Annotated in this window: 8 protein-coding genes; 1 reads left to right on the top strand and 7 read right to left on the bottom strand. The window is 40.8% G+C overall.

Going from position 1 to position 14019, the window contains the following annotated elements; all coding sequences use genetic code 11:
- The 6 genes from H6763_04385 to H6763_04360 all read right to left on the bottom strand — a co-directional run.
- On the bottom strand, positions 1 to 409 hold a 409-nt coding region (locus tag H6763_04385), incomplete at its 3' end, for an MBL fold metallo-hydrolase (protein ID MCB9804030.1).
- Positions 406 to 2001 (bottom strand): ComEC/Rec2 family competence protein, encoded by a 1596-nt coding sequence (locus H6763_04380; protein MCB9804029.1) that lies wholly within the window; start codon positions 1999 to 2001, stop codon positions 406 to 408. The genes H6763_04380 and H6763_04385, both read right to left, overlap by 4 nt.
- Positions 1998 to 2795 (bottom strand): helix-hairpin-helix domain-containing protein, encoded by a 798-nt coding sequence (locus tag H6763_04375; GenBank protein MCB9804028.1) that lies wholly within the window; start codon positions 2793 to 2795, stop codon positions 1998 to 2000. The genes H6763_04380 and H6763_04375 overlap by 4 nt, the downstream gene beginning before the upstream one ends.
- Before the next feature lie 309 nt (positions 2796 to 3104).
- On the bottom strand, positions 3105 to 3890 hold the full coding sequence (locus H6763_04370; GenBank protein ID MCB9804027.1) for a peptidylprolyl isomerase: 786 nt from the start codon (positions 3888 to 3890) through the stop codon (positions 3105 to 3107).
- A 298-nt stretch (positions 3891 to 4188) separates the two neighbouring features.
- Entirely contained in the window at positions 4189 to 6669 is a 2481-nt protein-coding gene (locus H6763_04365; GenBank protein ID MCB9804026.1) for a leucine--tRNA ligase, read from the bottom strand.
- 440 nt (positions 6670 to 7109) lie between these two features.
- Positions 7110 to 9350 carry a fibronectin type III domain-containing protein gene (locus H6763_04360; protein MCB9804025.1) on the bottom strand — a complete coding sequence of 747 codons (2241 nt, stop codon included), beginning with the start codon at positions 9348 to 9350 and terminating at the stop codon, positions 7110 to 7112.
- Between the two features lie 501 nt (positions 9351 to 9851).
- On the opposite strand from H6763_04360, the gene H6763_04355 reads away from it, so the two are divergent.
- Positions 9852 to 11990: a hypothetical protein gene (locus H6763_04355; GenBank protein ID MCB9804024.1), complete on the top strand. Its 2139-nt coding sequence runs from the start codon at positions 9852 to 9854 to the stop codon at positions 11988 to 11990.
- 77 nt (positions 11991 to 12067) lie between these two features.
- Here H6763_04355 and H6763_04350 read toward each other — a convergent pair whose 3' ends face one another.
- Positions 12068 to 13807, bottom strand: coding sequence for an APC family permease (locus H6763_04350; protein MCB9804023.1), 1740 nt, complete (start codon positions 13805 to 13807; stop codon positions 12068 to 12070).
- Between the last annotated feature and the right edge of the window lie 212 nt (positions 13808 to 14019).

The following is a 14019-nucleotide window of genomic DNA, read 5'->3' as shown; positions in this document are numbered from 1 at the left end:
GGAGTGGATATTGATACTCTATAAGATCATTATTATCCAATAGAGTTATAGCTGTTTTTCTTGTTTCAGCCCCAGATGGGTAGAGAACATCGATAGGATCAACATCACATAAACGGGGCATTATCACCTCCCTGACATCAAATCTCTCTAGCAGGTATCTAGCACCAGATATATGATCCTCATGTTGATGAGTGATCACTAGTAGATCGATCTTCTTAGGAAGATTATCAATATTGTACAAAATCGAATCTGAAGGACCTGCGTCGATAAAGATGACCTTCTCATCTACTCGAACAATAGTCGCATCTCCCACACCGACATTTAAAAATGTGATTCCCGAATCTACCGGATCTACCGTATCTGTGAGAACGATCGAGTAGATCAAAAGGGTCAAAACAAACCACCTCATTTTGCCAACCCCGATAAATAATAGCTTCTAGAACTTGAATACCTTGTACAAACTATAAATATGATACTGATCGAGCAGAACCATATGATAGAAGAGCTAGCCGAACCTAAACCATGGTCTACAAATAGATCTGCTCCTACTTCTACAAATTCGACAAATATTGAAAGTAGCAAGTCTAAAGTATTCCATAAATACCCAGATATTGATCCACCCCAAATCGTGGAGAATATCGTGGCAATTATCCCGATAGTAAAGATCTCATCTAACAACGGGAGGATCAGTACGTTCGGAATGATTGTCATAAGCGAACCGGCCCCAAAGCGGAAATATGTCACCGGTATCGTAAACACTGTACAGATAAAACTAGGCAACACCGACCCACCAAGCATATCAACACCCCGCTGTACCAAACCCGACCGCATACTTTTACTAACGATCTCATACAGGTCTCCCCCTACTGCCAACCCCAATACTGCAACTACAGAAAGCTGGAATCCCACATCATCTACAAGATTTGGTTTCCACACGAGAAGGATACTAGAAGCAATGACCAAAGCTCGAACATCACCTACTCTACGTCCCACTATTTGAGCTACGATCTTCACACATCTTGTTGAAACAGCACGAAGAACAGATCCAGACAATCCTGCTATCATTGCAAATATACATAGGGCAAGGATCTTGATGATATACCGTGCTTTAGCCGGAACCAACTTACCTAAAAACTTTTCTACTGAGTTCTCGATATAGCTGACATTTGAGCCGGAAGCTGCTACCACATGTGACAAACCTAAAAGACGTATGCCTTCATTTAACTCATCCTGATACTCTCTCTCATCTCCAAATATCATCCCAAGTAGCAGAGTTGCTTTCGGTTCGCTTACCCCAAGGTAGATCTCACTCTCTATCGCTCTTTTCAGAACATTTATCCATCTAAGTACATCTATCCAAACCGTTTGTTCTGTTTCTAAGCACTCTATTCGATCTGAGTACACAGTACCTTGTATATCCTTCGATCTCAGATATCTACCGATCTCTCTCTGCCTGTTTGGATCTACCTGATCCCCGCGAATAAACACCTTCTTTGGCAATCTACATACATTACCGATACGATACCTAGTAAACCCTCTGACAACAACCTTAAATCTTACAATCGAACTATTTTCACCCATACTATTCTGAATCTCTTTGAATAGTGTATAGGTAGATCTTCCATGTCCATCTAGACGTTGGATCACCACCAAATCATCGATCACTTCATCCTCGATCTGCTGAAAATTCTCAAACCCCACCCTACCATCAGAATATCTAACTGAAAATGATCCAATCCCTACAATCATGAATATATGCAAAACCAGTATAACCAGCACACCATATGATCGATTGCCATCATATACGAGATATCCAACTACTGTAGTGAATAATGAGAGTGCAACTGCTGATCCCATTCCGACAACATCAAAGTATGTGGCGGTACAGATCACAATCCCCATCAAACATGCAAATATCAAAATATCCTCCCGAAGATATCTAAATATACCTCCGAACGGTGACGTGATCCTCACCAGAATGCCCCGTTTCTCAGATCTCATATCGGACAGAAACTATCTTTCATCTGAGCATATTTAGCATCTCCTATACCCGAAACATCCAACAATCCTTCAACACTCACAAATGGTCGTGCATCAATGATCTTTTGAGCGGTAGACTCACCTATTCCATCTATCTCTATGAGTTCGGATATACTGGCACTATTTAGATCTATACAAGATGGTGCGGATACATCTGAGTTTTGATTCTGCTCATCTGTTTGCTCAGGTAGTGGCTCAGTGGTTTCACCAGTAGATCCGACATTTGGTAATACTTCATCTGTCCGAACATTCTTTAGTGTAAGTTCTAGCAGATCGCACTTCACCTCCTCTTCATACGGTATATAGATCTTAGAATTTGCCCTAACCTGCTGAGACAGATTCATTATCCTTGCAACATATGAGTCTGCAACACTACTTGAAAATCCTCCTGCTTCTTTAACAATATCTATAACCATACTCCCTTGGTCCAAACAATATACTCCTGGCTTGGCTATTGCTCCTGCAATATCGGCACAGACGGACTCCAGTTGTATATCATTTACTAACCCAGAAGACCTATCTGGATCGTTCACGATCGGTACCGGCACCTCCATTGTGACTGAAACATCAGCTTCTGGCTTCTCCTCATCAACCACTTCTATAGCATTTTCATCGGGCAGATCACACTTATCGATCCTAGCTCCGACAGCATACCCAAGAACCGATCCCACAACAAAGATCAGAAAGAAGCTCTCATAGATCCTCTCAACCAACAGTTTTTTTATTCTAATGTGTAGATCAACTATTTCACTCATAAAGCAAGTATATCTGCGATAGATGATAATTTGCTTAATTCTATTTTAAAAATTCTACCTGTATAGTGACGACCCCTTAATTCAATATTAAAGATCCACCACAATCTATACACTTACCAACAATCAGAGATAATGATCTATCATAGACAAGACAGATAGCGCGTAAGCAAGACATAGGCGACCTTAATTGTAATCGCGTATTATAAGGTTTTAGAGTATGGTGCTTTACAGAAATGAACTATCGATGAAATTTTGAGCCTATCGCTCGATCACCCTAACATCAGGGTCTTTACAGGAAAATCGTTGAGTCTATCGCTCGATCACCCTAACATCGGAGATCGTGACTGGATCGAATGGCATAAAGAAATTGTTTACAGCAACCTGCTCAATATCATCGATCACATTGTATCCTGAAACCACATCACCAATTATCGTATAATTCCCATCAAGTGATCGGAGGTCTTCTGTGGACGCATTCTTCGAGACAATAAAGAATTGAGATCCATTTGTGTCACTTTCCGAATTTGCCATAGCAACAGAATAAGGTCTAAAGAGAAGATCGCCATTGATCTCATCATCGATCGAATAACCAGGTCCGCCATACCCCGTACCTAGTGGATCTCCTCCCTGTATTATGTAATCAGCCACGATTCTGTGAAAGGAGGTGCCGGAATAGAAACCGTCATTCGCTAGAAAAATGAAATTATTAACATTCTCCGGCGCGATATTTTCGAGGAGGTCTATCCTTATAGTTCCCATAGTGGTGATGATATCTGCTTGATAGTCAGATCCATCATTTAATGCGAATTCAGGAGGTCTATTGTATATGGAATTTTTACCATTATCGACTGGTCGTGCGATCTCGTTCTGCGTATCGGGTTCTATATCGGTGTCATCATCTGTAGCGACAGGCTGTGGTCCAATATTATCCAATCCTACCTGTGGTGTGCTTATGGGGTCGATCTTCCAAAATCCGAACATACCCCCATCCTCTTGAGTGGCTGTAGACATTACAGCCGCCAAAACAACTATCCCAACTACAGATAGGATAAGTTTTCCGTTATCTTTAATTATTCCTTTTGCATCAACTGCCATACATTAATTATACAAGTAATCAGAGATTCTCGCTATCGGTCTAGTACGACCCATCAAAAACCTTCTTTACCGACTGGATACCCCTCTCAAATATTACCAGTATATCAAGATAATGCATATGCTTTATTGAATCTATTGAATTGATAGACTCTACTGAATCTCTCCATAGATTGTCATTTTTGTACGAGATCGCCTTTTAGTCTCTTAGACTCTTGGGCTTCTAGACTCTAGGCCTTGCGAGCGTTTTGACCTGGTACCCGAATAGTCTCTGAGTCTTTTAACAATCGCCGACTATAAGTTAGCGGGTCAGGATGTTCACGATCTTATCCTGCACATATATCAACTTCTCTATCTCCACCCCCTCCAAATACGCCGCAACCCTCGGATCCTCCTCAATAACCCTCCTCACAACATCCTCGCTAGCACCAACGTCCAGCAACACAACCCCCCTCATCTTCCCATTGATCTGGACCGGCACCTCGACCTGCTCCTCAACAACCTTTGCAGGATCATATTCAGGCCAACTTTGGAGATGGACACTATTGGCATCCTCCCATTCTTTCCATCCATTCACCTCCTGCCACAACTCTTCTGCAAGGAATGGTGTGATCGGTGCTAAGACCTTTATAAAGTTCATCCAAACATCTTTCGGAACAGCACCAGCAGAACGCATATCCTTCGTGAATACCATGATATCACTGACGATCGTGTTCATTTTTAGCTCTTCAGCCATTCCTGTGACACGCTTGATCATTACATGCAATTTCTTTTCAAGAGCCTGATCCTCAACGGTATCAGAAACAGTAGTTCTTAATTCATAGATATTCTCTAGAACCCTACTACAGGCTCTTAGACTATTCTCATTGTATGGGAAAGTACCTTCATAAGGGCCAATAAATGCAATATACATCCTAACCGCATCTGCACCGTAATTCTGTAGCTTCTCTTGTGGTTCTACTACATTTCCTCGTGATTTTGACATACGAACGCCATCAGGCCCTAGCAGAGTGCCCCCATTCAAGCGCCATTGATATGGTTCTGGTGTTGGAACTACCCCCTGATCATAAAGGAACTTATGCCAGAATCGCGAGTATAAAAGATGTAAGGTCGTGTGTTCACTTCCACCGAAATATTTATCTACAGGGAGCCAGTATTTCATTTTCTCGATATCAGCGATCTCATTGTCGTTGTTAGGATCCAGATATCGGAGGTAATACCAACAAGAACCTGCCCAATTTGGCATAGTGTTAGTTTCCCGCTTTGCAGGTGTGCCATCATCAGCGATTGTGTTAAGCCATTCTGTATTTTTGGCTAATGGTGAATCTCCATCATCTGAAGGACTATAATCAGGCAATTCAGGTAGCTTTAAGGGTAATCTCTCCTTTACCTGTTGAGGATCGTCCGGATCAGCTACAGGTTCTATCTTTCCATCAATCCTATGGATCAAAGGAATAGGCTCACCCCAATACCTCTGCCTGGTAAATAACCAATCCCTGATCTTATACGTTATCTCTCCTTTACCTAAACCTCTTTCCTCTAGCCATGCTGTCATTTTCTCTATCGCATCTTCTGATGTCATTCCATCAAATTCTCCTGAATTCACAACATATCCATGATCTGCGAAACACTCATGATCATCATCAATTGATGGGATGACACCTTTTTTCTGAGCTATCACAGGAATAATATCGATCCCAAATTTCTTTGCAAATTCATAATCTCTTTCATCATGTGCCGGAACACCCATAACTACTCCAGTACCATAATCTTTTAAGACATAATCAGCAACATAGACGGGGATCTGCCGGGAGGTGTCGAATGGGTTGACAACATAGGCTCCCTCGATCAAAACACCCGTTTTCTCTTTATTTTGTTGACGCTCTAACTCAGTTTTCTTCTTTACTTTAGCAACATAATCCCTAACCTCATCGGGATTAGTACAATTTACCAACAGTTTATCTAACTTTTCATGCTCTGGTGCTATAGCAATATATGTGACACCAAAGATCGTATCTATTCGAGTAGTGAAACACTCTAAAGTCTCATCTTTATGTCCTTCTATTGGAAATTTCACAACAGTACCCTCACTTCGTCCTATCCAATTTGTTTGTGCGGCTTTGATCGATTCTGGAAAATCAACATTGTCAAAACCCTGTATCAATTTATCAGCGTACTCCGGGATCTTCAGTACCCATTGCTTCAGCAACCTCCTCCTAACAGGGCTACCATCACGCTCAGCTACCGGATCTTCATTTTCATCTTTGATGACCTCTTCTTCAGCTAGTACAGTTTTCATCTGATCAGACCACCAGACAGGTTCTTCTTTGAATTCTGCAAGTCCCTCTTTCCAAAACTTCAGGAAGATCCATTGAGTCCATTTGTAGTAATTCGGATCTGTGGTGTTTACCTCTCTATCCCAATCGATCCCATACCCCATATCCTGCATTGACTTTCGATAGTAATCCGTCAATTCTTTTGTGATCTTTGCAGGATGTTCACCTGTTTTGATCGCATAATTCTCCGCTGGTAATCCAAATGCATCCCATCCCATAGGGAACAAAACATTATATCCTCTCATACGTAGAAACCTAGAGTATATCTCAGGGACGGTATATCGAAGCATATGCCCTACATGCATGCTCTTACCAGATGGATATGGGAATTCTACAAGGATATATTTCTTTTGTTTATCAGAAAAATCTTCTGCTTTGTAAAGATTGTTGCTATACCATTTATCTTTCCATGTATCCTCGATCTTTTTGAAATCATAATGCGCCATTGATTTAGTATAATTGAAATTAGTTAATCAGTAATTTGGAAGTTGCAAATATACTCCCCTACGGGAGCATGAGGACACCTGTGATCATTTTGTAAAGTCTGTGTACTGTTTTCATAATTGTCGCAATAGAACAGGTAATTCTATCATATGGTCGGGGATTGGTGAATGGTGAATGGGATACGATAGAAATCCACCTTAAACTTGATTCAGTTGATTCTAATTGGTGATTGATGGTTGCTGATGATAGTAGATGTTTATTACTAGTCGTTGTTGATTGTTGCTGGTTGTTGGAGCTCAGATCATCGAACCCTGCTACATTACATTTATCAGGATTCGATCATTGTTATGTCACATCTCCTTGATCTTCTACCAGATGTTGAATCTGTTGCTTAGGTATGATCACTCGTGTTTCGAACTTAGCACTCGGGACAGGGGTGTGATCACTCGTGCTCCGGTTGCCAACTACCCTCACCTTGCAATACTCTCATAAAGAAACCTATCTGTTGTGTTAATGGAAAGTCTGTACCATAAATAACTCCTTCGGAATTCTGCACACCTTGATACATTCCCCTACTCACAGACCAACTAGACACATTATCCATCAGGAAATCTACCTCTTGATAATTATTAACCGAATCGATCAAACTCTCAGCAGTATAATCTACCGTTTTGGTTCCATACAAACCTACCAGATTCCAGCCAGGGGTTAGGTATATTGGGGCAACGTCGCCTTCGTTTTCGAATACAACTTGTTTACCGGTCAATTCGATCTGTAGATCTACTTTGGATTTCAGAACATATCCTGAACCAGGAACTATCTGAAAATCATTTACATTAAAAACGCTAAGGTTGTCACCTACGACCTTCCAATTAGTGTCGTATTTTGCTATTGAGTAGAAGACTCCACCATAACGCTGATTTAGATCTTCCAGTAATGCGCTTGCAGTATTAGACCTATCTAATACAACAGGGATACTGATAAAATTCAAACCCGCTTTGATATCATAACTGATCACATCTGCAACTCGCTCCAACATCAACAGATCGATATCTTCACTCAGTGTAACCTCTCCCTCATCCCTAATACCGTTACCATTTGTATCGATGAAGATCGTATAGTAGCTTTGCCCTTCAGGCAGAACCACTGTGTACTCAATATCTTCATATGTAAATCGATACTCACCTTCAGAAATGAAATAGTAATTCTGAGTAACAGGGTCAAATAATACTCTGTCAGGATCTTCGGGAACTTGAGCATAAATTGAGGGAGGTTTAATGGAATACGGTTGCTGAGACGGATCCGGTGTGTGGTATTCTCCACCAGGAAAAGCTGGAACTTCCGGTGTACCACCTCCATTGTTACCTGTACCCCCACCATTATTACCTCCACCTCCAGTATTACCCCCACCAGTCCCACCTTGACTTGCTATCAAACCACAAGAATTCATACCATCGGTTCGTGCATCACAAGCAGTCCCTGTCTGACAGTTTACTGCAAGACCATTAGAACAGTATATTGAAGGGATACACTGCTTAGGCGATACACAAGCAGGTTTATTTCCCCCCGGAGGTGTTCCACTAGGAGGCTCCTGTTCGGTATTACACGATGCTCCATCATTACATCCTCCATCTGGACCTACTGGACATGGAGGTCTACGACAGTAGTTATTACACTCTCCTGCACAGATAACAAAAAAGCCATCCCCTAGTAAACCTAACCCATCTGCACTTACCTCAGTCGATAATTTAAGGGGATCAGGGTCAACTACTGATGAGATCACATCAGGAAAGTATATTGTCGTACGACCAGCCCTTTGATCATATGGGAATTGTACAATGTCAGGATCTTGCAAAATGATCGAGTCCATAGGTGCATCCTTGTCTGTAGCTACCACAAATTCACCGATCCGTCCGTTAGGTCCGCCTTCAACCCATACGATCTCAGATCTGATCAATGCGGTTTTATCGATCTTTTCACCTGTTGGTGTGAAAAGATTTGATAGATCCAAATAAAATGTACCGTTATCTGCTTTGATCGGAGAAGATAAAACTCCAGATTCGATCCCACCCTCATACAATAACTTCATATATACTACACCGTCATCTGCAAGTTCACCTTTCCAAGAACCTACCTTTCCATATACAGGATCAGGGGTTTGTAAAGAATCCAAAAGTACATGAGTTCGTACAGTATCATTGCCTCGTATCGAATCTGCTACCTGCCTGAAGAACAATCCATTTCCGACCATTACAGAGTATTGTGAGTCCGGTTCTAGATCTGTGATCGTCACATGATGAGTGTAATACCAGCCCTTTCTAACAGAACCTGACTCGATCTTCAGATCTTCAAATCGTACAGTAGTATCACCTTTTGATACTCGTTTAAGATTTTCTTCCGCTAGTTTTTCTTCTGCGACTACAACATCCCTATCATCATAACCATATTGAGAATCACCTTTGAAAAGACCGATCCTCCTGCCACTATCGTTTGTGACTATAGCCATCCCGGGCGATCTTACTGTTGTCACCCACGATATTGTGACCGCACGATCTGTGATATTTGAAAAAACCGCATTTCGGGGAATAGAGGAAAAGAACATAAACACCACAACCAAGAGAAGGATTACGGGAATGATCAAGGTAGCCAGCAATAGAAACTTTTTATTTACTTTTGTTTTCATATCTTCGACCTGATACTTTAATCTTACTAATAAAATACCCTAAAATTACCTCCAACTCAACAATTACTGTCTAATTGATACTAGGGACAACAGACTGGGCAGTACTTCTACCAAACCAACATAAAAAATCTGGTGGAATATCGAATTATCCTTCTTCAAGCTAACCTTTCAACACTTCTCTTGCCAATTCTGTTAATTTTAATTATGGTCAAAGATGATCAATGCATATAACTTACATAGAAAAATTTTCGCGATCGAGTTATGAATCTATGAACATAGATTGAATTTTACCCACTATAAGGATAGACTGAAATTGTAGTGACTTTTTCAATATTAATATATCTTCAATAATAATTAGACCTTTGTTAGATCATACTTTGAAACATGAGGGAGAATATACATAGGTACTAAGTTATTGATAAACAATAGAGAATGATATATCGAGATATAATAGAGATGTTTACTTAACGATAAAATAATAGGTTTCTGAACTAGTTAAACATGAGAGATAAATCGTCTACACCAATCATGATCCCCTCTCCTAATACACATCTTCTCAGATCGTCTCTATTTTTCTGTGCGATCCTAACCTTTTCATTATATTTACTATATTCTTACGACTTTGCCACTACCTCTGTGAACGCACAAACGATCAACCCATGGTACACAGAACTAAATCCTCAACGGAGGTTTTTTGTTTCACCAACAGGTGGTGGGGATGGTAGCACACCGAGTAGTGCCATCACGCTATTACAAGCTAAAAATCAGGCAATTGCAGGAGATCTGTATTGCCTAGCAACTGGTGATTACACTGGGGCCGATGGTGACTATACATTTAACCCTACGGCATCAGGAACCCAAGAGAAACCTATCGTCTTTATGGCACAACCAGGTGAAAGACCCCAAATGCAGGGTAATATCTCACTTGGAGATTCGACAGCACTAACTGAAGGGATGTACAACTGGATCTGGGGAATTGAATTAACAGATCCCGATGGCTTAGTACAAGCCTCTAGAGAGGGAGGCTCGGGAATAGTTATGCTCGCTGAAGGCTCTAGAGCGATCAACAATATAATCCATGACCTATATGATAAAAACGGGATTGGGAGCTGGGGTATAGAAGCTACAGAATCATTACCGGAAGGCACTTTAATGAATCATGTTGTGTATGGGAATATTGTATATGATATCGGTGAAGGTCAGGATTGTGATAATGTCCCACGACATGATATTTACGGTCATCATTCGTACCGTGATGATGCTGGCTATATATATGGTTACAGATATTATGTTAACAATGTTTTACTAAAACCCTCCGATACCTGTAATAAAAGCTTCGGGATCAGTGCAAGAAGTAGTGGTGCGAAGGTTAGTGGAATGCATTTTGAGAAGAATATTGTAGAAAGCACAGAACTACGAGTAAACGGAGAAACTTGGCCAATGGAGAAGATGACCATAAATGACAATTATTTTCTATCATCAAAATTGTATGCGGCCGGTAGACCCTTTCAAGGTCTGATCACCAACAATCTTTTTTTGAATTCAGGGATCGAGATGAGTTCATTGTGGGGAGTGGATAGCGACCCTGCAGCTGTAGGTAGAGATTTTACAGAAATTACAGGAAATACATACTATCGAGATGGTTATGATCTCACTATAATAGTAGACAATATAGCGTATGACCCTGGGAATGTAGCCCTATTAGATGATACCGTCATTGATTACAACACCTATAGCGATTTTACTAAAAATAACGGAAATCCAGATGTATTTCGGGGTGCGATCATTGCAAAGGATAACACTTCCAGATCGACATGGGATCTGGATACTTGGAAAGGATACATAGCGGAAGTACGTGATGGATACCCTTCAAAAACTGTACTTGGTGACGAACACTCTACTACAGCCTCTATCCCGCAAACGAACCAAGTTTATCTTGAAAGAAATGAATACGACCCATCTATAGCTACTCTTATTGTAATCAATTGGGAGGGTACTACAGGAATATATCCTGTTGATGTATCCTCTGTATTCGCATCAGAAAGCGTATCTGCATATCCAGTAAAAAATTTCCCTGGTATCACGAATAGTAGTGGATCTGGTAATGTAAACATTACACTATCTGGATCACCTTATGAGGTATTTATTATTAAATCGAATGAAACCTACATAGCAAATCCTTGCTATTACGAGGCATCAGGTATCGGTGGTGGTGGAGATACGGGCGGGGATGATGACACAGGTGGAGATGATACTATTGTTGGTGATGACAATGGCACGACTGACCCTCCGCTAACAGGAGATAATGGTGCTGGAGATCTAGACGATGGAACTGGAACAACAGGCTCAACTACAGATCCTAATTTAAATGGAGCAAGTGCGAACGGATCTTCTCTCAACTTGCCGTATACCGGTATCTTGGATTCACCAGTGGTCATTAGCATCATCGGGATGATCCTAATGATTCTCGGTGGTGTAGTACACACCCATCCAGAAATGATCTCAGATATGTTTATAGGTTCTCCTGCCACTATAGTGGTGATGAGATCAAGAAAGAAAAGTTTGCGATCAGTATGGAAAAGGTTATCCGGAAGCTTTATCGAACACCAAAGAAACGGTTTTGAGGACAGATTCAGATAGTATACTCCCTATCCATAGTGTTATGGATATTAACCCCTGGTAGAAGAGGTATTTGCTTGTAGGGATGGGAAAGAGTATCAGAAGATTATTCGCACACCACCTAATTCATCATAAGAAAAGGTGTGATGCTCTTTGATCGATCCGATCAGGATCCGATTTGCAGGGATCTCGAGCTCATGACTGATCTCAGCGACGGTTTCTGGATCGAAATCCGCCTGTCGATGGATCAACTTAATCACATACTGTTCGTAAAGACCGCTTTTTTCTATCATCTCAAGCATATCTTTGACCTCTTGATAGTTTTTATCTGATAAATCCTTCTGGCAGACAACCACATACAGATTTCTTCCGATCTCGTTCTTGTTTAGATAATCTAGGGCGTAAAAAAGCTTTTTGGCAGATTTGACAAATATCAGGTAATTTCCATCTATAGCATCATCAAATCTTCTATAAAGGTATTCGTTGATCTTTTTAAACCTTCGAGTAACCGACAGCAAGAAGTTAAGACTATATTCCTGATAAATATAGAAGAATACAACCAGGAGGGTTGGTATGAAGTACGTTAAGAAGAATATCAAGTTATTCATATCGATCATAATATTACCCACAATACCCGCTGCTGTAGCACTACCTGCCAACACTGCATATATGACAGGAGCACGATAGGTTCTAGCTAGACGAGGCCTGCTTCGCTTTAATAGTAGATTACCAAAAGCAAAGAGTGTCATGACACCCAGAAAAGAAATAGTATACACGCCTGCCAATGATAAAAGATCTCCTCCTGTCAGGACAAGGATAGAACTGCATAGAACAAAGAAAAATATGACTATTCTCGGATTTGCGCCCTTTTTATTTACTTTGGTGAATAGTCCGGGAAGACAGTTGTCAGCAGCCATGCGATACATCAGTCCACTTACACCTACGAATGCAGTCAGAACAGCTCCGGAAAGTACTAGAAAAGCGTCAGTGACGATCAACATCTTCAACATATCCCCTCCTAAAGAGAGTGCCGCATCAGCTAAAAGAAAATCCTTTGATATAACGATAGTTTCCATTGGAAGGGTATTCAATACAAGAAGTCCTATCAATGGATTGAAGATCGCAACTCCTACAAGCATGTTTCGCAAAGTCTTTCGGAACACCCCTTTCTTCTGATCTTCAACAAAATTCGCAGAACTCTCAAACCCTGATACTCCGAGAAGCGAAGCTGAAAACCCAAAGAACAACGTAGGTAGTAATCCACCATTTTCAGTTATTGTAGAGAGTGTCTCTGAATAATTTGCCATGAATTCGCCGATCCCATTATTCAAAAAATACAAAATTCCAAAAACTATAAAGGTCGCAAGGGTGATCAGATGGAAAATAAAGATACCTGATGCAACTTTTGCAGAATCCTTCATTCCGGAAATTACTAATAGTGCAAATACTAATAGAAGAACTATTGTCGCGGGTATAACTGGTACAGATACTATGGAATGTAGGTATTCTATTGCGACTTTTGCTGAGATAACGGCTGTTGCAATGTATGACAAGATTGTCATAACACCTGCTACAGAGGCAAACATCTTGGAAGATGCATTAAGCAAGCAATTGTAGGCTCCTCCATTGACGGGTAATGCCTCAACAGCTTCGGTATACACAGCCTTGTACAGATAAAGTACGCCAACAACAAGAAGTAGCACAACTGGAGCAAAGACACCTGTAAAGACCGCGGCAATTCCAGAAACATACAAAACTGAGCTGAGGATATCATTTCCGCAGATAGAGGTTGCAAAAAATTCCCCTAGTTTCGTATGGTGGTCTTGGTTTGATCCCATCTCATACCTAATCAATTATTTTGAGCAGTACGGATTGGTCACTGATATCTGGCAAAAACTATATTGATTATATACCTTATATATATCTTGTCAACTTTACTAGGTCAGATAATACATCACTAATAAATATCCTGCATTCGCAGTTGAAGTGCACCACTTGAGGAATAGGATCATAGCATATTTAGCTCCTTTCTCAATGCCTGCAAGGGTGT

The organism is Candidatus Nomurabacteria bacterium, assembly GCA_020632395.1.
Classification (GTDB): Bacteria; Patescibacteriota; Dojkabacteria; order SC72; family JAHDCA01; genus JACKFQ01.
The sequence above is the reverse complement of the archived record's forward strand: the minus strand, read 5'-3'. Positions and strand labels throughout refer to the sequence as shown.